The following is a 20,180-nucleotide window of genomic DNA, read 5'->3' on the forward strand; positions in this document are numbered from 1 at the left end:
GATGTTCAGAAAGGATGAGCACGCATGCCCCTGGTTTCAATGACGGACATGTTGCGCAAAGCGATGGAGCAAAACTATGCGGTCGGCCATTTCAACCTGGGCAATTTGGAATTTGCCCAAGCCATTTTGCAGGCTGCACAAGAGGAAAGCGCACCGGTGATCGTCGCGGTTAGTCCCGGCTATTTCCATCATCTCGGCGGATTGACGGTAGCGGCCACGCTGGTCAGGGCGCTGATCGAGGAATACAAGATCACCGTTCCGGTGGCGCTCCATCTCGACCACGGCCAATCTTTTGCACAATGCCTGCAGGCGATCAAGGCCGGGTTTACCTCGGTGATGATCGATGCCTCCCACTTTCCGCTAAACACCAATATTGCCGTTACCCGCAAAGTGGTCGAGGCAGCGCACGCCTTGGGCGTATCGGTGGAAGCCGAACTGGGCCGGATTGGCGGGCAGGAGGATGATCTGTATGTGGCGGAGCCGGATGCCTGGTACGCTAGTCCGGAAGAGTGTCAGCTGCTGGTGCAGGAGACCGGGGTCGACTGTCTGGCCCCTGCCCTCGGTTCTGTTCATGGGCTTTATCGCGGAGAGCCCAAACTCGGATTTTCCCGCATGGAGCAAATCCGGCGGTTAACGGGTGTTCCGCTTGTTTTGCACGGCGGCAGCGGAATTCCTGCCGAACAGATCGCCCGGGCCATTTCGTTGGGCACAGCGAAAATCAATGTCAATACCGAGAATCAGCTGGCCGCTGTTCAAGCGATTCAAAAGCAGCTGGCGGAACAACCGGGACTGTATGATCCGCGGCAATATATGGGAGCGGCGCGGGAAGCGATGAAGGACGCGGTCAAAGCGAAAATCCGCCAATTCGGCTGCTGCGGAAAAGCGGAAAGGATGCCATTGTGAGAACGATTCAGCTGCGGTTTTTGCTGATCACTTTCGCGTTTTGGTTTTCCCATTATGTATATCTGCCGATGCTGGCTCCCTACCTGAAAGAGCGGGGCGCCAACTATGCTTACGTCGGGCTTGTGCTGGCCAGTTACGGGGTGTTGCAAGTCTTATTGCGTCTGCCGCTGGGGATCGTATCTGACTTCAAGCAAATTCGCCTCCCGTTTGTCCGGTGGGGAGTGTTCGCCGGGATGGTCAGTGCGTTGGGCTTTGCCGTTACTGACGGTTTGGGCTGGTCGCTCGTTTGGCGGACATTGGCTGGTCTGTCGGCCGCCACCTGGGTTGTCTTTACTGTTACTTACTTGAGCCATTATCAAAAGGAGGAAGCGGCCAAAGCGATGGGGATGATCCAGTTTGTCTCCGTCCTCTCCCAGTTGCTGGCGATGGTGGCCAGCGGCTATTTGGTCGACCTTTGGGGCTGGCGATCTGTTTTTGTAGCCGGAGCAGGCATAGGAGCGATCGGGTTTGTTTTGACGTTGGCGGAGCGGGACCGGCAAGCCAGAAGCGAGCGCCCCGTCGACATCAGTCAATTGGCGGGCGTGTTGAAAGAGCAGCGGCTGATCCGGCTCTCCTGGCTGACTTTGCTGGCGCATTGCATCCTGTTCAGCACAATCTACGGCTTTTTGCCCGCGTACGCCCTTTCTTTGGGATGCGGCGAGAGCGCCGTCAGCTACCTGGTCGTTTCGTTTATGGTTCCGCACGCCATTTCCTCCATTTTGACGGCAAGCACAATCGTCCCCCGCTTGGGAACATGGGGCACCCTGATCGGCGGGTTTCTTGGATCGGCGCTGTCTTTGCTGCTGATTCCGCTCGGCCCGCATCTCCTCTGGCTTTGTCTGACCCAGTTGCTTAACGGTTTTGCGTTAGGCATGGTGCTTCCTTTACTGATGGGCATGGTTGGACAGACGGTGTCGGCGGAAAAGCGGGCAACCGCGATGGGATTTTTTCAGACTTTGTTGGCGATCGGGATTTTTAGCGGCCCGTTTCTGGCTGGTGGCTTCAATCATCTGTATGGCTTGTTCGGCGGATTTGTATTCGCCGGTCTGGTCGGTTTGTTAGGTGCCGGTTTGGCGATTCAGTGGAGATTCCGAGATTCATCCCTGTCCAAAGTGAACCGTAAGTAGTATGCAGCAATAAAAATTCCTGGTGCGTCTGACCCAGGAATTTTTATGTTTGAAAGCGTCTTTGGAACCAATAGAAAGTGCAGTCAGAAGTTACGTTAGGAGCCAAGACATGGTATATTTAGTAAGACTCAAAAAAATCGAAGGAGTGTAAAAAGTGCTACATAGACTAAGTGTTACAAAAAAATTGCTACTTCTCATCTTCTCCTTTGTGATTTTTTTATTGTGGATGGCGGTAACGGGATATTATTATACCGAAAATATGGCCAAATTCTCCAAATCGATGTATGAGGACAATCTGTTGCCGATCCAATTGGTTGATGAGATCCGCATCAATAACCGCGCCATCGACAATTCCTTGATGGAGTTGCTGATCAACGAAGATCGGTCGCTCAATCAAAACCTCGGCAAAGAAATTGACGACAATTTTGCCGAAAACGAAGAAACATTTGCGGCATATAAAGCCACTCAATTAACAGCAGAAGAACAGGCCAAGTTTGCAGAGTTTACAGAGAAGTATACCCAATTGCAACAATCTGTCAGACGCGTGCAAGAGCTTGGCTTAAACAACGAGAAAGCGGCAGCTTATCAATTGTATTCGACAGAAACGAAACCGCTGCGCGTTGAAGTCAATGCGTTGGCCCAGCAAATCGGCAAAATAAACGAAGACATGGCCAGTCAGGCAAACGCTTTGACGGAGACGGAACATCTGCGCGCTACCTCCATCATTATTATCGTGCTGATCTTGGCCGTTGTAATCGCCGTTGCCATCGCCACCTATATTTCCCGGCTGATCGCCCAACCGATCGGCAAGTTGTCTGAAGCGGCGCAACAATTGGCCGCCTACAATCTGGCCATCGACCCGATCAAGGTGAAAAATCAGGACGAAATTGGCGTACTGGCCCGTTCATTTAATCAAATGATTGTGAATTTGCGCCAAATTGTCAACCAGGTAAGTACGAATGCGGAGCAAGTGGCCGCCGCTTCAGAAGAGTTGAACGCCAGCGCGGAGCAAACCGGTCAGGCTACCGAGCATATTGCCTCCACCGTGCAGGAAGTCACCGCAGGGGCGGAACAGCAGCTGCAGAGCGTCAATCAGAGCTTGCAAGTGGTGAACCAGGCCATCGCGAATATGGAGATCATCGCCAAAAATGCCGAAGATGTGACCGACATTGCCAAACGGGCAGTGCAACGGGCCACATCCGGCGGCGAGTCGGTGAAAACAGTCGTCACCCAAATGAATACGATCAACCAAACCGTACTCGAATCGGCTGCCGTCGTCAAAGTATTGGGCGATCGTTCACAGGAAATCAGTCAAATTATTGAAGTGATTACCGGCATTGCCGCACAGACCAATTTGCTCGCCCTGAATGCGGCGATTGAAGCGGCGCGCGCTGGCGAGCATGGCAGAGGGTTTGCGGTAGTGGCCGATGAAGTGCGAAAGCTGGCCGAACAATCTTCCGCGTCGGCGGAACGAATTTCCCAGCTCATCTCCCTGATTCAGGAGGAAATCATCCAAACGGTCAGCGCCATGGATACCGCCACCGCGGAAGTTGCCAACGGTATGGTGACGGTTCAAGCGGTCGGGGAGACCTTTAAACATATCCATGAGAACATTAACGAAGTGACGCAGGAGATTACGGAAGTAACAGAGGCGATCGTCAAGGCGTCCGCCGGCAGCGAGCAATTGGGCGAATTGATGAACCATGTGGCTGCGATCGCCAACGAGTCTGCGGCCGGTACGCAAACCGTTTCCGCCGCGACGGAAGAACAGTTGGCTTCGATGGAAGAAATTACGGCGTCGGCGCATTCGCTGGCAAAACGGGCCGAAGAATTGCTTAGCCTGATCAACCAATTTAAACGATAAACGGTTCCGCCAAGGGGCGTCCTTTTCAGAAGGGACGCCTTTTCGGCGTTTTTGCGGATGGAACGGCACATAAACGATTGATCAACGTGCATGCTAAGGGCAAAGCGACGCGGAAAGGGAGAATGAATCGATGAAGGTGTTTGTGGCTGTTCCGGGAGAAGCGGTCAAGGTTCAGGAAATGGCTCCTGAGCACAGTGTCCTGCAGGAAAAGCTGGGGGGATCGCTTGAGTGTATCCAGCTTGGCAATCAACTTACCTTATACTGCAATCAAGACGGGAATGAAGAAGATTTACCCGTCAATCCACATTTTGCCCGAGGGATTATCAAAGGGCCGCTAATCATTGCCAAAACAAGTCACGATGGAAAGATGACAGATCTGACAGAGCAAGATATTCATTATATTCAGAGCCAATTTATCCGTCTTTAAACAAACCGTTCCTGTTGCGCCACTTCCTCACTTTGATTGGCCGTTCGAAAGCGTGGGAGAGTTACTGACTGTTGTAACGCAGACTTTCCAAAAGAGTAGTGAGGAGTGAAGCTGCAACTGGCCTTGAATTTGGTTGATATCCCGGGAGCAGACTGGTTGTAGAAGCGGCCGAGTATATCAAATTGTGGAGAGCGACACACTCGTCGCTATAAATAAGCGTCAGCGGGCGCATAAGGAAGTCAAGGAAGCTTTTCTCAATCCGAAGTATGGGCCGACCTGAAGTTTACGGATGCTGCCAATGTGCAGGACGGATGGTTTTCGCTATCCGCCCCGCATTTGTTTTTGTCAGAAAAGCTATCACGCTGATTTGGCAATTGGCTTCTTCAAAAACACTCCGTAAGACAAAGCGCCGAGAAGCAGGAGTCCTGCCCCCATCAAAAAGACATTGTTAAAGCTTCCGGTTGCATCGAGAATATAACCGGTGGCAATCGGAGCGAGTGCAGCCCCTAAAAATCCGCCAAAATTCTGGATGGCTCCCAGAGACGAAACCTGATCAGCCGGTGCAATGTCAGCTGCCAGTGTCCATATGACCCCGGAAGGGAGCTGTGAGGCAAAATAACCGATCGTTAAAAGCAGAATGCTGAGCGTTGTATTGTCGATAAACGGAATCGGCGCCACTGATGCCGCGGCCAAAATCGCTCCGCCAACGATTGGAAATTTACGGGACGTTACGGGATTTACGCCCTTGCGAATAAAGAAGTCGGAAATCATTCCGCCGATCAGAACTCCAATAATTCCGGCAAAAAACGGGATGGATGCGATCCAGCCGGTTTCCTTAAGTGTGAAGCCTTGTTCTTTTTCGAGATAACTCGGGAGCCAGGTCAGATATACCCAGATGGTAAACATGATGCCGAAATTTCCGATTATCATAAACCAGGTGCTTTTATGTTTGAACAAAGAACCCCAATTGCCAGATGAAGCTTTTGCTTGCCGGTTGTTCTCGGCAGACTCTTCTGTCAATTCCATCGCTTTGATCAGCGTTTGCTCCGCTAGCGTCGGATCGCGGTATACCTTTAACCAAATCAGCATAATGATGATTCCTGCCGCCCCAACAAAGAGGAACATGCCTCGCCACGTCATTGTCAGCATGAGAATGGTTAGTAAAGGAGGCGCTATGGCATTGGCAATCTGAGAACCGGTATTAATGATGGATGTCGGCAGTCCGCGCTCGCTTTTGGAAAACCAGCGTTCTGCCACTTTTAGTCCGGAAGTAAAAAAGGGCGATTCGGATACCCCGAGCAGAATGCGCAGAGCATACAGCATAGAAAACGAATTAACAAAGGCGCTGACGATTGTTGCCACGGACCATAAACCAGAAGCCCACGCAAACATTTTCTTTGGTCCAAGCTTGTCGACAAGCCATCCGGCCGGAAGATTCGCCAGTGCATATGGCCAAAGAAATGCAGACAGAAGCAAGCCCATCTGGGTAGAAGATAACCCAAATTCCGCTGCGATTGTCGTGTTGGCAATGCTTAGGTTTGAGCGGTCGAGATAATTGACTACCGCTCCAAGCAGGAGCAGAAGAATAATCCCCCAGCGCAAACGTATTTTTTTCGTGTGAACAGCTTGTGGAGCCGTTGAGGTTATTGGTTTTGCCACAATGGTCACTCTCCTTAAAGTAGTTAGGTTAGCTCTGCTCCAATGTGAAGCGCTTACAAACAGACCAAACGATTTAGTTAATGAAATAACGGACGAATATTGTATTCGTTTTCACAAATGTTGATATATGAGTCAAGCTTTTCTGTTTGTTATACGGATTCACAACGATTCATGTATTACTGGAACAAATCGCTGTGAATCGCATCCACCTGAACAGTTTAACGGGCTGCAGCAACCGCTTGCAGAAATTCTTCCGCTGCAGCGGTCACCTTGCGATAGTCACCATCGGCTCTGGCAGCTTTCGTGATGTAGCTTCCCACACCGACAGCAATACAGCCGGCTTTCAGCCATTCATGCACATTTTGCGGTGTCACGCCGCCGGTTGGAACGATCGGCGCTTGCGGTAGCGGGGCTGTCATCGCTTTTACATAGCGAGGGCCAACTGACTCTGCTGGAAACAGCTTGATCAAATCGGCTCCTGCTTCCAGTGTTTCAACCATTTCTGTCGCTGTAAATGCGCCACTGATGGTAACAGCCTGGTAACGGTTGGCCATTTTTATCATTTCCGGATTCAGCTGCGGACTAACCAGCAGCTCGGCCCCGGCCATAATCGCGGCTCGAGCGGTCTCACCATCCAAAATAGTTCCAGCTCCCACTACGATATCCCGTGCAGAGTATTTGTTTACCAAAGTTTTGATGATCTCAAGCGCGCCGGGAACACTCATCGTAATCTCCAACACTTTAATTCCTCCGGCAATCGCAGCATCTGCAACTTTTAATGCCTCTTCCTCATCGTCAGAACGAATAATCAGCACGATACCGGTATCCGCTATCTTGCGCAGGTTTTCCAGTTTTCTCCACATGACTTTTTCCTCCTCATTCTTCTCCAAACAGTGATTCAGCCGCTTTGCTAACTTTGCGGATACAAACAGTCACCGCTGAACCCGAGCTGTACAGAGAGTTTCAAAGCCGCTTCTTTTACCAGCTTCACGATCATCTCCTTGCGCTCAGGTGTCATCGACGAATACATGCTTGCTACACTGATAGAAGCCACTGGCTGATTCCATTGATCATAAATCGCAGATCCAATGCAGTACATTTCCATATTGTCTTCACGATCATCAATGGAATAGCCGCGTTCACGGATCTCTTTCAAGTCTTGCAAGATTTCCGATAGCGTTACTTTGGACAGGGGAGTGCGCGCTGGTATTTCGCCGTCACTTAAAATAGTCAGAACTTTTTCGGTAGGAAGCGCCGCCAGCAGTGCTTTTCCCAATCCGGTCGTATGCATATAGCGTCTTGAACCCAATTTTGCGGTTGGCCGCATCACAGAATAACTCTCCGCTTTATCGAGATAGACGATTTTTCCTTTATCTTCTATCCCGAGAAAAGCGGTGCTGCCGGTTTGCCGGTTTAACTCCTGAAGTACAGGTCTTGCCAGTTGGGTAATTTCCATGTTGGACAGATAGGCCATTCCGGTCTCAAAGACACCAATACCAAGCCGGTATGTTTTCAGACGGGGATCGTCCATTTCCAAAAAACCTTTGTACAGTAAAGTTTGGACAAGTTCAAATCCACTGCTTTTGGGCAGATTCAGTTGAGTGCATATCTCATTCAGTGTCAGTGAGGTACCACATTTGGCAAAGAGGACAAGAAGATCCACAACCCGTTCCGCTGATTTGTTAAGGCGAATTTTCTCCATACAGTCTCCTTTGCAACGAATTCGACGTCTAAGTTCGCATATGTGAATCGGATTCACATCACCGAACGATGCCCTCATTATAGATCAGCAAATTACCAAAGATCAACCATTTTCAATGAATTTTTTTACGCTTTCATTGGAAAACTGGATTGAATTTTGTTTGAAACCGTTATAGTCTTGAATTAAATGTTCGAAACCACGAATTGAGTTCGCATATGCGAACCATTTGATTTTTTTACAAAATATGAGAAGCGTCTTTGGGGGGGATAGACCATGAAGCCTTATGCTATCTTTTTGATTGGTTCCGCCGGATCAGGCAAATCCACAATCGGCAAACGCTTGGCCACCGAATACAATTTCTGCTATCTTGATAAAGATATGGTGTGCAACATTTTTACGGGGATGTTGTTGGAAGCGAAGGGATATTCCCCGCATGAGCGAGACGGCAATCCGTTTTACAGTGAGGTTGTCATGGATGCAGAGTACACGACCTTGCTACATATTGCCAATGACAATTTGCAGCTTGGCCGGTCCGTGGTGCTTGACGCCCCCTTTTTGGGTTATTTCTCCAAACGGGATTACATCCGGCAATTGACCGCAAAATACGGTTGGGAGCATGTTACACCTTTTGTGCTTGAGGTACACGTAGATTTCGATGTGCTGAAACAGCGCATGGCAGCCAGAGGATTGCAGAGAGATCAATGGAAAATAGATCACTGGCAAACGTTTGTGGAAGGTATTCAGTCCAAGCGATGCTTATGGGAAGAGATTGAAATCATCTCGTTTGACAATAGTCCGGAAGAGTTTGAACTAAGTCGTTTGCAAAAACTTCTGCCTTTTTCCGGTTGAGACTACACTCTTACAGACACATCCCGCAATCTTAACCAATTCACGAAAAGAAGGTGAACCGATGAAGGTCGTCATTGCGCCAGATTCGTTTAAGGGGAGTCTGACTGCCAAACAGGCGGGAGAGGCGATCGAAAGAGGGCTCAAAAAAGTGCTCGCAGATGGCAGCTTTATGGTGGTGCCGATGGCTGACGGCGGAGAGGGGACTTTGCAGTGCCTGCTTGATGCCACACAAGGCAGAAAACTGCAAGCGATCGTGAAAGACCCGCTGGGCAGAGACATTGTCGCCGACTACGGCATTCTCGGCGATGGACAGACTTGCATGATCGAGCTGGCGGCTGCTTCCGGTCTCTATTTGCTTGAACCGCAGGAGCGCAACCCTGCGATTACGACAACATACGGCTTTGGCCAACTGATCAAAGCGGGACTCGATCAGGGATGCAGGCATTTTTTGCTCGGACTGGGCGGCAGCGCGACAAACGACGGCGGGGCCGGCATGCTGCAAGCGCTCGGCTATGCCTTGCTTGGTGAAGCGGGCCAACCGATCGGCTGGGGAGGCGGGCAACTTCACAAACTCCGCGAGATCCGTCGGGAAGAATGCGATCCTCGTCTGGCCGAGTGCCGTTTCATTATCGCCTGCGATGTGACCAATCCATTGATTGGCGCCAAGGGAGCGTCCTTTGTGTTTGGACCGCAAAAAGGGGCCGACCGGACAATGTGTGAACGGTTGGATCAAAATCTGACTCATTTTGCCGATGTGATCCAACGAACGACTGGGGTGGCGATTCATCATCTTCCGGGAGCAGGGGCAGCCGGAGGGATTGCCGGCGCGTTGCTTGCGTTGCTTGACGGGAAACTGCAGTCGGGAATTGATCTGGTCATCCAGGCAACCGGATTGGAAAGGCTGCTGCCTGGCAGCGATTTGGTGATCACGGGCGAAGGTCAGGTCGATGGACAGACCGCACAGGGAAAAACTCCGCTTGGGGTGGCCAAACTGGCGCAGCGGTACAAAATCCCGACGATTGTATTGGCCGGTTCGGTTGGCCAAGGAATTGACAGCTTGTACCAACACGGTGTTCAAGCGGTTGTCAGTATCGTCAATCGACCGATGACGCTGGAGGTGGCGATGGCTGATGCTGCCGCTCTGGTGGAAAGTGCGGCGGAACAAGTCATGCGCATTTATACAGGCGGCCGTTCGGTTTCGCAGCTTGGCAAAACCGACCAACGTTACCAATAACCCACTATATGATTTACCTTAAAAATCCGGCATTATTAGATCACAGGGAATTTATCCATCTATAAACAAAATTCTTGGGTATGCGGCCAAACTATGCAGAGGGCCGCTTTTTTCTTTGTTTCTGTTCATTTTTTGCATTTTTTCTTAATTTACCATTTAAAAATTCAGCATTTAGGTATATAGTTTTTAACGTTAATAATCTTGGGGGATTATTAATGCGGTCCATTCTGAGCAGGCGGACCGCTATTTTTTTTTTGCATGGATAAAAACAGAACGTTTCCTCCACCCTAACTGGTATGAGTTTTTTATTCTTGTTGGCAGGAGGTATGCACCATGCGGTTTGTGCTCGTTCTGTTGCTGGTGGTTCCATGGCTGTCGTTATTTTGGCTCGATAAGCAAACGATCAAGCGCTATATGCCGGTAACGATTTTTACCGCTTTGTTGATGACGATCATCTTTCAAATCGCTTATACCTTTAAATGGTGGACAATTCATCAATCCATCGTCCCTTGGGGATACATGATTGATGTCAGCTTTGCCTACGGTATTTTCACGGTCGGCACTCTGTGGATTTTTGTCCTGACATACCGCAAGTTCTGGATTTATTTATTGACAAATGTGGCGATGGACGCCATTTTTGCGTTTGTTGTCTTCCCTTTGTTGGATAAAACGGGGGTAGCGACGTTACATAAGATTTCTGCCTGGCAATATTTTCTCGTCATCTTGGCGATTTCTTTGTTAATCTATGGCTACCAGGCTTGGCAGGAGCCGATCTTTGCTGCGCCGGGAAATGAGCGGAAAAAATTTCGGATGTTTGGGGACATGCCGGAGAAGGGCTTTATGAGCCGTCGCCAAAAAGCGGAGTAGTTTTTGCGGACACATTTTTCTTTCCTCACTCTGCGGCAAAGATATACGCTGTGATGAACGGCATTCCTTTTTTAAGATAGAGAAGCAGGGGGGATTCCGATGCGAGAGCGATACGCCAAGCTTCTTCATATCCTTCAAAATACACCAGGCTTTGTGACCGGAAAAGAATTGAGCCAACAGTTGAACATCAGCTCGCGAACCTTGAGAAACGACATCAAGGAATTAAACGACCATTATTTGCTCGGGGCGCGGATCATCTCCAACAACCGCCAGGGTTATCAGCTGAGCGGACAGCTGACCGGGTTCAAACAACGACAGCACCACGAATTTGAAGGGCGAGCCTTTTATATTGTCAAAGCGCTGCTGGACAGCAGCGACTGGATCACTTACGACCAATTATCCCGTCTGATCTATTTTTCTCCGCAAACGATCCGCGCCGACATTCAAAAAATCGCCCAGTTGATTACGTCCCAGAAAAGAAACCTGTCGATTGAAGCGTTAGTGTTTCAAGGTGTCCGTCTGGTTGGAGATGAGTTTGACAAACGATTGCTGCTGGAAAGTTTGGTCGAAAAGAATTTTATGACCATCCAGGAATTGCATCAGGAGTTTCTCGTTTGTTTTCGCGACTGGATCAAGGAAGCGGAACTGCACCCGTTGACTACAGTGATTATTGATCAGCTCACCAAGTATGTCAGTCGGCTTCCAACACAGAAGTTAAGCAGCTTGTTGGCCCATTTGGTCATCACCGTTTATCGTCTGCGCCAGGGGGAAACGATTGCCGAAACCAAAATCAAGATGTCAGAACAGTATGAAGAGTTCCGGCTGGCCGACGCGATCCTGGATGAAGTGGAGCGAATTTGCCGGATTTCCATCAATCAGCATGAGCGGATTCATTTTGGTTTGCATCTGATCAGCCAGCGGTTGGTTCCCCATTCTGATTACGACACAAGCCAGGTTAGCGAACGATTAAAAACGGAGATTGAAGAAAGTTTGCAAATGCTTGGCGAGCAATATGGATTTCGCTTTACCGAGGATCGGCAACTGGTCGCAGGATTGCTGTACCATTTGGCCAAAGTCCAATACCCGTTGCGGTTTCAATTGTATGTGGATAACCCGTTTTTGTCGGAAATCAAAATGGAATATTTGCTCGCCTACCATATCGCCGCTTTGTTGGCCCATCGTTTGGAAAAGTCGTTAAACCTTGACGTGCCGGAAAGTGAAATCGGTTACATTGCGCTCCACCTCGCTGCCCATATGGAACAGACGAAAAAACAGAAGGTGAAAGTAGCGATTGTCCCCGGGAGCGGGATCGGCGCCTCGCTGCTGTTTCGGCAGAAAATTGAGCGAACTTTTCTTGACATTGAAATTGTCGGGGAATACTCCATGCAAACACTGGAACGAATCGAACCGGATGTGTCACTGATTATTTCCGCAATGGAGTTGGAGCAGCGAGGCACCCCGATCGTCCGGGTACAGGAATTTCTGGATGACGGGGATATGGAGAAAATTGCTTGCGCGATTAACCATGATTTTCTGGAGCGAACCTTGAGTCCGGACCGGTTCTTGCTGATGCAGGAAGAGACGAAAATCGATTTTTTGCAGCGGTTCGTCACGGAAATGAAAATTGAACATTTGCTCGATTCCTTGTTGGCACGGGAGGAAATGTCTTCGACTGAGGTAGGCAACGGGGTAGCGATGCCCCATCCAATCGAGCGGGAAGATCTTGGAGAGACGAAGATTTTTATCGGCATTAATCAAAAAGGCATTCTGTGGGGCAGCAGCCACGTCCAACTTGTGTTTCTGCTTTTGCCCAGCGAAGTGGACCGGGAGCATCACTACAAAATTTTTAAGCGGCTTCATCAGCTGGTCAAAAACAAAGAAACGGTCAAGGAACTGATCCAGGCCGAAGATTTTGCTTCTTTTACGGACATTCTGCGCGCCTACTAGCTGGAGCGGATAGAGAGAGAAGGATAACGAAAGGAGAGGAGTTATCATGCTGCAAGAATTTTTCATTCCCAAACTGACAGCGGCCAGCAACGAGGAAGTGATCGGAATTTTGGGGCAAAAACTGCTGAACGCCGGATACGTCGCCGCAACATTTATCGACGCTGTGCTTCAGCGTGAGCGAACGCTGCCTACCGGCTTGCAGACAGGCGCTGTGAATGTGGCCATCCCCCATACCGATGCGACCCATGTCGTCAAATCGACGATTGCTCTGGCAACGCTTGCCCAACCGGTCAACTTTCGACTGATGGTCGATCCTGCGACGGAAATCGGGGTGCAGCTCGTCTTCTTGCTGGCTGTGCGAGATCCGCGTGAACAAGTGGAATTGTTGAAGAAGCTAACGGCTATTTTTCAAGACGAAGCTCTGTTGAGGCAAATGCTCGAGACAGCGGACAGTCAGGGCATTTACCAACTTATGAGCGCTGCTCTGGCAGTGAAAAACGGATGAATAATCAGGAGGGACGCTGGCATGAAACGATTTAACATTTTGTCTGTGTGCGGATCGGGGACCGTCACATCGTCGATGGTGGCGGAGAAGGTGAAAGAGAGCATGGAAGAGAGGGGATTGCAGGTCAAGACGACGGAAGCCAAGCCGACAGAGGCGCTCAATTATGCGCAAAGCGGCAGCTATGACCTGATTGTCCATACGAGTCCGCTGCCTGCCGCCGATTACGGGATACCGACGATCAGTGCCGTTGGCTGTCTGACAGGGATTGGCGAGGAGGAATTTTATGACGAAGTGGAGCAAACCTTGCGTTCATTGGCCAAATAAAAGGGGGAGTCAGCCGTGTTCCTTGCCACGTTAAAAGAGATTTTCGATACGTTCGGGGCGCCTGTTCTGGTTCCGGTCATTGTCTTCATTATTGCCCTATGCTTGAAAGTACCGGCCAAAAAAGCGGCAATGTCCGCTTTATACGCGGGAATCGGACTTCAGGGGTTCACGCTGGTGCTCAGTTCGTTTACCCCGATCATTTCCCCGGTCATCCAAAAGATGGTGGAGACAACGGGAATCACTCTGTCCGGTTTTGACGTCGGCTGGCAGGCCACCGCAATCGTCGGATTTTCTACGGAAGCGGGAATGATCTACCTGGCGGTCGGGCTGCTTTTGCAAACGATGCTGTTTCTCGTCAAATGGACGGATGTGTTTCAGCCTTCCGACTTGTGGAACAATTATTCGTACATTATCTGGGGCTCGATGGTCTACCTGGCGACTGACAATATGTTTTTGTCGCTCGGCTGCATGATCCTGCTGAACTTATACAGTTTGCTGAATGCCGAACTGATGGCGAGACGATGGTCGTCCTATTACAAATATCCGAACTGTACGATTATCGCCATGCACAATATCGAAGCGACTCTGTTTGGAATCGCAATGGACCCGCTGTTGAACAAACTCGGGTTTCATAAAATCAAGCTGAATCCGGAAACTTTGCAAAAGCGGATGGGCTTTTTGGGTGAACCGGTCACATTGGGATTGTTGCTTGGTGTGTTTATCGGAATATTGGGAAATCTGACAACCTTAAATACGTTGTCGGCATGGGGTTCGATCGCCATGGTCGGGATCGCCACAAGCGCCGTGATGGCGATTTTCCCCCGTGTCGCCGGCCTGTTTGCCCAGGCGTTTCTGCCGATTACGGAAGCCGCTCGCAAAAGTACGGTGAAAAAAGAGAAAGGCTCCAACCGCGAATGGTATTTGGGGGTCAATGATGCCACCGGTTTCGGTGAACAGGCGACGTTAATTTGCGGCGTCATCCTCATCCCGATTATGGTCGTGATCGCGATGATCCTGCCCGGAAACAAAGTGCTGCCGGTCGTCGATTTGTTGGCACTGCCGTTTATGGTGCAGGGGTTGGTGTCGATTACGAACGGAAACATTTTGAAAGTCATCGTCAATGGAACGATCTGGTTCGGCCTGGGGCTATACATGTGTACCTATACTGCGCCGATGTTTACCGAGATCGCCAAAGATGTCGGGGTGTCCTTGCCGGCAGGCGCGCTGTTGATTACCAGCTTCAACATACTGGGAAAACCATTGATGGGACTGGTGTTCCTTGCCTTTTTAAGCAAAAATCCGCTGTTGATCGGGTTGGCGGTGGTCATATACTTCGTCCTCTGGTACTTCTTCCGCAAACACAAAACTGCGATCTACGACTATCTCGATCGGCAGGCGGCGAAGAACACCTTGGATGAACAGACCACGACAGCACACGCTTCCTAGCGGACAGGAGGAGAGAAACCATGGACAAAAAGATGAAAGCGGCCGTTTTGCATGCCTTGGGACGGATCGAAACGGAGTGGGTACCCGTTCCCCGTCTCGGGGCGGAGGATGTCCTCATTCAAGTCGTTTACTGCGGAATTTGCGGTTCGGATATTCCCCGGGCGATGATCAGCGGCGCCAGGAAATATCCGCTGATTCTCGGCCATGAATTTGCCGGCCGCGTCGCCGAGTGCGGGCAAGCTGTAACAGAGTTTGAGCCGGGCGATCGCGTGGTCGTCGCTCCGCTCATTCCTTGCGGCCGTTGCCGGTATTGCCGCGCCAGCGAATTTGGTTTGTGCGAGCATTATACGATTATTGGCACCGGCTGCGACGGCGCGTTTGCCGAATATGTCAAAGTTCCCCGCCAGCATGTGCTGAAAATCCCCGACGAGCTTGACTTGGAAACAGCGGCGGGGGTTGAGCCGGCGACCATCGGTTATCACGGTTTGCAAAAAGCGCAGATTTTGCCGGGGGAAACGGTGGTTGTGATGGGATGTGGCCCGATCGGCCAGTTGACGCTGCAATGGGCCAAAGTGTTTGGCGCTTCCACTGTGATCGCCGTCGACATTTTTGCCGAGAAGCTGGAGCTGGCCAAACAGTTGGGGGCCGACATTACGATCGACGCGCGGGCCAGCGATGTGGTAGCCACCATCCGCGAGCTGACCGATGGCGGGGCAGATGTAGTGGCGGAAACGGCGGGCAGCCGGATTACCCAGCAACAGTCCATTTTGGCTGCGCGAAAAAAAGGGCGGGTCGTCTTCCTTGGCATCTCCCATGCCAGCCTGCCATTGGAAGAAGCGACGGTGGAGCATCTTTTACGGGGAGAAATCAAGGTGCAGGGCTCCTGGAATTCGTATACGGCTCCGTACCCGGGCATCGCCTGGCAAGCAACCGTCGACTTTCTGACCAAAGGAACCATACAGTTTAAGCCATTAATTTCCCATAGGATTGCGGTGGAGGAAGCCGGAACTTATTTGAAAGGCATGGCGGAACGCACGCTCGCCTTCAACAAAGTGCTGCTTTCCTTCGTCCGCCAGTAGCAAAGTTGTGTCCGTTGCCGCACATAAAGAGAGTATTTTCAAAGGGAGGAGAACAAGCATGCTCGAACGTTTGAAGGAACAAGTGTGGGAAGCCAATTTGGGCTTGCCCCGGCATCAGCTCGTGACGTTTACCTGGGGAAATGTCAGCGGGATTGACCGTCAGGCGGGGCTGGTGGTCATTAAACCGAGCGGCGTGGAATATGAGAAATTGCGTGCGGACGATTTGGTGGTCGTCGATTTGGACGGAAAGGTGGTGGAAGGGCGGCTGAAGCCATCCTCCGATACCCGCACACACCTGGTCTTGTATAAAGCGTTTCCGCAAATCGGAGCGATCGTGCATACGCACTCTCCCTGGGCTACGGTCTGGTCGCAAGCAGCGCTGGAGATGCCGGCCCTGGGAACAACCCATGCCGACACCTTTTACGGAGGGGTTCCCTGTACCCGGCCGTTGACTGAAGATGAGATCAAGGGCGATTATGAACGGGAGACAGGCAACGTGATCGTGGAAACGTTCCGACAGCGCGGACTTGATCCTCAGCAGATTCCGTCCGTGCTCGTCGCCAGTCATGGGCCTTTTGCCTGGGGAGAGACGCCGATGGCTGCGCTGGAACACGCGGTCGTCCTCGAAGAAGTTTGCAAGATGGCTTACCACACGCTGAACCTGAACCAGAATGCACCGCTTCTTGACCAAAACTTGCTGGATAAACATTATTTGCGAAAGCACGGCACCGATGCCTACTATGGGCAAACAGCCAACGGCTTCCCGCGCTGACAAACAAACAGGCTCCGCCTTTGACAATGGCGAAGCCTGTTTATTATTCCCAGCGGTAGGTGTAAAAACGTTCCACGGTCAGCCAGGGAATGATTTCCGGATCTTTGTTGGCGTACGCTTTTTCCAGTCGGGCGGCGGTTTGCGCGGTTTGCGTGTAATGAGCCTTGATCGCTTGCAGTTTGATCTCCGCTACCGAAGTAATATCGACCGACACATCCGGCTCGCCCAGCGCTTCCAGCCGGTTGTTGGAGATCGCCTGGCAATACAAAACCGGGCGTTGTTCGGCAGGTATGCGGGATAATGCTTCTACCGTCGCTTCCGCCATCGCTTCATGGTCAGGGTGAACGGCATGCCCCGGATAATAAGTATAGACGACCGTCGGCTGGATCTCCTCGATTACGTCCAAAATCCGCTTGACCAAAACTTCGCGGTCTTCAAATTCCACTGTTTTGTCATGGTACCCCATCATCCGCAAATCGGAAATCCCGAGAATTTTCGCCGCTTGCTGCAGTTCGAGCTTGCGCAGTTTCGGCAAAGTTTCCCGGTTGGCCATAATTGGATTGCCCATATTGCGGCCCATCTGGCCGAGCGTTCCGCAAAGATAGGTTACCGGGGTTCCCGCCTGGGCGTGCAAAATAATCGTTCCGCCGGGGCCAAACGTTTCATCATCGGGGTGGGGATAAACCACCAGTACGTGAGGTTTCATCGCATTCTTACTCCTCTTCTTTGCCAAATGGTGTTCGGCTTACTTGAAATGCGACGGCCAGCCGGCCTTCTTCGTCGTGTCCAGCCAACAGCAAGCCTTCCTGACGTTCCGGTTCCCAGTCTGTCAATCCTTCCGCGTACACCCAGCCGTGCTGCATTTTCAGGCCGACGCGGTACGGGCCATGTCCGGCAATGACCGCTCGTTCAAAGCGAAGCGGCACATTGCGAATAAACGCGCCGACAGAAATGGTTCTTTCCCCCCGGAGGACAGCATAGGACCCGTTGGTTGTTTCCAAATGCAGATATATCTCCTGATCGACATAACTGTCTAGTTGTTGTTGCACTTTGTCTTTCTGGATCGGTTCCATAATTCCCCTCCTTGCGTTCCGTTACTTTTTTTATTTTACCTGTTCGGCAAGTAAAAAAACAAATGCTTCGTCACCTCAAACTGTCATTGGTTGGCACTTGGGGGTGGCATGAGGATTGCAACATGCTGACGGGAAAGAACAAATAAGCTCAGAACAAACAAAGAAAGGATGAATGCCATGTTGGAACTTCTTAATGTCCTGGCTTTTCTGGCTGTCACAGGTTATGCCGTGTACGCCTTTGTCCATGTGGTTTCCAGCCGAGTCGCGTTTATCAAACTGGGGCGAAAGTCGCATCTGACGGACGACACCAGCCAACGTCTTCGGGAACTGTGGATCAATGTATTCGGACAAAAAAAGCTGTTGAAAGATCGGAAAAGCGGTATTATGCACGTCATCATGTTCTACGGGTTCATCATTTTGCAGCTGGGCGCGATTGAGTTGATTTTGAAAGGGCTGATCCAAGGCTTTGCCTATCCGTTGGGCAGCTATCACCGCTATTTCAGCTTCTTGCAGGAGATCACCGCCTTTTTGGTGCTGCTTGCCGTTTTTTACGCTTTCTATCGCCGTTATATCGAAAAGCTGAACCGGCTTAAGCGCGGTTTCAAGGCGGGATTGGTCATTCTCTTTCTCGTCACCCTGATGTGTTCGATTTTCTTGTCGCTGGCTTTTGAACAACTTTGGCTGGGACATCAGCCCGGCTGGTTTGCCCCGGTTTCTTCCGGAATTGCGCTGCTCTTTGCCGGGGTCGGGACGCAAGCGGCAGGCGCGCTGTTTTATTTGTTCTGGTGGGTGCACTTGCTGACCTTGCTCTCGTTTCTTGTTTATGTTCCGCAGTCCAAACATGCTCATCTGCTGTTTGCCCCAGCGAACGTCTATTTGCGGGAGACCAAACCAGTCGGCAAACTGACTTCGATCGATTTTGAGGATGAAAGCCAGGAACAATACGGAGTAGGAAAAATAGAAAATTTTCGGCAAAATCAGCTGATCGACTTGTACGCTTGCGTGGAGTGCGGCCGCTGTACTCATATGTGTCCGGCTTCGGGAACCGGCAAAACGCTCTCACCAATGGATTTGATCGTCAAGATGCGGGATCATTTGACCGAGAAAGGCGCTGCTTTGACGTCACGCAGTCCGTGGATGCCGCAATTTGCCTTTGCCCCGCAAGGAAAGGCCGGTACGTTGGACGAAACGGCGGCAGCTGCGGAAGAAACCGCCGTACAGTTGGTAGGGGACGTTATCACCGAGGAAGAACTGTGGGCTTGCACGACTTGCCGCAATTGCGAGGATCAGTGCCCGGTGGCCAATGAGCATGTGGAAAAAATTATCGATCTGCGCCGCTACCTCGTCTTGACCGAAGGCAATATGCCGCATGAAGCGTCACGCTACTTCCAAAATATTGAGCGCCAGAGCAACCCGTGGGGTATCAACCGCAAGGAAAGAAGCAAATGGCGGGAAGGCCGGGAAGATCTGGTCGTTCCGACCGTGGAGGAAACAGACGACTTCGAATATTTGTTTTTTGTCGGCTCGATGGGGTCGTTTGACAGCCGGAGCCAAAAGATCGCCCAATCGTTCGTTGCGATCATGAATCGGGCCAATATCAAGTTTGCCATCCTCGGCAACGAAGAGCGCAATTCCGGCGATACAGCCCGCCGGCTCGGCAACGAATTTTTGTTTCAGGAGCTGTGCCGGCAAAATATCGCTACGTTCCAGCAGTATCAGGTCAAAAAGATTGTGACGATCTGCCCGCACACGTACAATACCTTCAAGCACGAATATCCGGAATTTGGCTTGGAGGCAGAAGTTTACCATCATACCGAGTTGATCTGGAAATGGCTGCAGGAAGGACGGATTACACCGGTCAAAGAGGTGCGGGAAGCGATCGTCTACCATGATTCCTGCTACATCGGCCGATACAACAATCTTTACGAGCTGCCCCGCAACATCTTGCGAGCCATACCGGGGGTACAGTTGCTGGAAATGGAGCGAAATCGCCAGGATGCGATGTGCTGCGGAGCAGGCGGGGGGATGATGTGGCTGGAAGAAAAGCAGGGCAAACGGGTCAATGTGGCGAGGACCGAACAGGCGCTGCGAACCAATCCAACGATGATCGGCAGCAATTGTCCCTACTGCCTGACCATGTTAAGCGATGGAATCAAGGCTCATGAAGCGGAGGAGCGGGTACAGACGCTCGATCTTGCCGAAATTGTGGAAAGATCGCTGGGCTGATGGAGCAAACATTGATGCAAAAACGAATCGGTGATTCAAAAAGGAATTTGCCTTGCAGCCGCATTTGGCGGTTCCTTGATTCATTTTTGCATTGATTTTCATAAACCTAACACAGAAGCGTAGAATTATTGTAAAAT

The 20,180-nt window shown here is 50.9% G+C and carries 19 protein-coding genes; 14 read left to right on the forward strand and 5 right to left on the reverse strand.

Annotated elements, in window-relative coordinates; translation table 11 throughout:
• Positions 1–24 precede the first annotated feature (24 nt).
• The 4 genes from fba to JOD01_RS03865 all read left to right on the forward strand — a co-directional run bounded on the left by fba (position 25) and on the right by JOD01_RS03865 (position 4,360).
• Positions 25–903 (forward strand): class II fructose-1,6-bisphosphate aldolase, encoded by an 879-nt coding sequence (gene fba, locus JOD01_RS03850; RefSeq protein ID WP_204516927.1) that lies wholly within the window; start codon positions 25–27, stop codon positions 901–903.
• Complete coding sequence (locus tag JOD01_RS03855) at positions 900–2,069, forward strand: MFS transporter (protein WP_204516928.1); 1,170 nt, start codon at positions 900–902, stop codon at positions 2,067–2,069. Before fba ends, JOD01_RS03855 begins: the two co-directional genes overlap by 4 nt.
• A 154-nt stretch (positions 2,070–2,223) precedes the next feature.
• The gene (locus JOD01_RS19955; protein WP_204516929.1) at positions 2,224–3,933 is read left to right on the forward strand and encodes a methyl-accepting chemotaxis protein; all 1,710 of its coding nucleotides are present in this window, start codon (positions 2,224–2,226) and stop codon (positions 3,931–3,933) included.
• 130 nt (positions 3,934–4,063) lie between these two features.
• The gene (locus JOD01_RS03865) at positions 4,064–4,360 is read left to right on the forward strand and encodes a DUF3846 domain-containing protein (RefSeq protein WP_204516930.1); all 297 of its coding nucleotides are present in this window, start codon (positions 4,064–4,066) and stop codon (positions 4,358–4,360) included.
• A gap of 357 nt (positions 4,361–4,717) precedes the next feature.
• On the opposite strand, the gene JOD01_RS03870 is transcribed toward JOD01_RS03865, so the two are convergent.
• The 3 genes from JOD01_RS03870 to JOD01_RS03880 all read right to left on the reverse strand — a co-directional run bounded on the left by JOD01_RS03870 (position 4,718) and on the right by JOD01_RS03880 (position 7,721).
• Positions 4,718–6,019, reverse strand: a complete 1,302-nt coding sequence (locus JOD01_RS03870) for an MFS transporter (protein ID WP_204516931.1) — start codon at positions 6,017–6,019, stop codon at positions 4,718–4,720.
• A gap of 218 nt (positions 6,020–6,237) precedes the next feature.
• Positions 6,238–6,882: a bifunctional 2-keto-4-hydroxyglutarate aldolase/2-keto-3-deoxy-6-phosphogluconate aldolase gene (locus JOD01_RS03875; RefSeq protein WP_204516932.1), complete on the reverse strand. Its 645-nt coding sequence runs from the start codon at positions 6,880–6,882 to the stop codon at positions 6,238–6,240.
• A 47-nt stretch (positions 6,883–6,929) separates the two neighbouring features.
• Positions 6,930–7,721 carry an IclR family transcriptional regulator gene (locus JOD01_RS03880; protein WP_204516933.1) on the reverse strand — a complete coding sequence of 264 codons (792 nt, stop codon included), beginning with the start codon at positions 7,719–7,721 and terminating at the stop codon, positions 6,930–6,932.
• Positions 7,722–7,994: 273 nt separating this feature from the next.
• On the opposite strand from JOD01_RS03880, the gene JOD01_RS03885 reads away from it, so the two are divergent.
• From JOD01_RS03885 to JOD01_RS03925, 9 genes are all read left to right on the forward strand, one after another.
• Entirely contained in the window at positions 7,995–8,570 is a 576-nt protein-coding gene (locus JOD01_RS03885) for a P-loop nucleotide/nucleoside kinase family protein (protein ID WP_204516934.1), read from the forward strand.
• Positions 8,571–8,631: 61 nt separating this feature from the next.
• Positions 8,632–9,804, forward strand: a complete 1,173-nt coding sequence (locus tag JOD01_RS03890; RefSeq protein WP_204516935.1) for a glycerate kinase — start codon at positions 8,632–8,634, stop codon at positions 9,802–9,804.
• Positions 9,805–10,137: 333 nt separating this feature from the next.
• Positions 10,138–10,671, forward strand: coding sequence for a hypothetical protein (locus JOD01_RS03895; RefSeq protein ID WP_204516936.1), 534 nt, complete (start codon positions 10,138–10,140; stop codon positions 10,669–10,671).
• Between the two features lie 99 nt (positions 10,672–10,770).
• On the forward strand, positions 10,771–12,618 hold the full coding sequence (locus JOD01_RS03900) for a BglG family transcription antiterminator (RefSeq protein ID WP_204516937.1): 1,848 nt from the start codon (positions 10,771–10,773) through the stop codon (positions 12,616–12,618).
• Positions 12,619–12,664: 46 nt separating this feature from the next.
• A complete protein-coding gene (locus JOD01_RS03905) occupies positions 12,665–13,123 on the forward strand; it encodes a PTS sugar transporter subunit IIA (RefSeq protein WP_204516938.1) in 459 nt (152 codons plus the stop codon).
• 21 nt (positions 13,124–13,144) lie between these two features.
• Entirely contained in the window at positions 13,145–13,447 is a 303-nt protein-coding gene (locus JOD01_RS03910; protein ID WP_204516939.1) for a PTS sugar transporter subunit IIB, read from the forward strand.
• Positions 13,448–13,462: 15 nt separating this feature from the next.
• A complete protein-coding gene (locus tag JOD01_RS03915; protein ID WP_204516940.1) occupies positions 13,463–14,893 on the forward strand; it encodes a PTS transporter subunit IIC in 1,431 nt (476 codons plus the stop codon).
• Between the two features lie 20 nt (positions 14,894–14,913).
• Positions 14,914–15,972: a galactitol-1-phosphate 5-dehydrogenase gene (locus JOD01_RS03920; RefSeq protein ID WP_204516941.1), complete on the forward strand. Its 1,059-nt coding sequence runs from the start codon at positions 14,914–14,916 to the stop codon at positions 15,970–15,972.
• Positions 15,973–16,030: 58 nt separating this feature from the next.
• Positions 16,031–16,744, forward strand: coding sequence for an L-ribulose-5-phosphate 4-epimerase (locus JOD01_RS03925; protein WP_204516942.1), 714 nt, complete (start codon positions 16,031–16,033; stop codon positions 16,742–16,744).
• Between the two features lie 43 nt (positions 16,745–16,787).
• Here JOD01_RS03925 and bshB2 read toward each other — a convergent pair whose 3' ends face one another.
• Together bshB2 and JOD01_RS03935 are read right to left on the reverse strand one after the other, a co-directional pair.
• Positions 16,788–17,450 carry a bacillithiol biosynthesis deacetylase BshB2 gene (bshB2, locus tag JOD01_RS03930; protein ID WP_204516943.1) on the reverse strand — a complete coding sequence of 221 codons (663 nt, stop codon included), beginning with the start codon at positions 17,448–17,450 and terminating at the stop codon, positions 16,788–16,790.
• Positions 17,451–17,457: 7 nt separating this feature from the next.
• Positions 17,458–17,817 (reverse strand): YojF family protein, encoded by a 360-nt coding sequence (locus JOD01_RS03935; RefSeq protein ID WP_204516944.1) that lies wholly within the window; start codon positions 17,815–17,817, stop codon positions 17,458–17,460.
• 177 nt (positions 17,818–17,994) lie between these two features.
• On the opposite strand from JOD01_RS03935, the gene JOD01_RS03940 reads away from it, so the two are divergent.
• Positions 17,995–20,043 carry a heterodisulfide reductase-related iron-sulfur binding cluster gene (locus JOD01_RS03940; RefSeq protein ID WP_204516945.1) on the forward strand — a complete coding sequence of 683 codons (2,049 nt, stop codon included), beginning with the start codon at positions 17,995–17,997 and terminating at the stop codon, positions 20,041–20,043.
• The last annotated feature ends 137 nt before the right edge of the window (positions 20,044–20,180 follow it).

Source organism: Brevibacillus fulvus (assembly GCF_016908525.1).
Classification (GTDB): Bacteria; Bacillota; Bacilli; order Brevibacillales; family Brevibacillaceae; genus Brevibacillus_G; species Brevibacillus_G fulvus.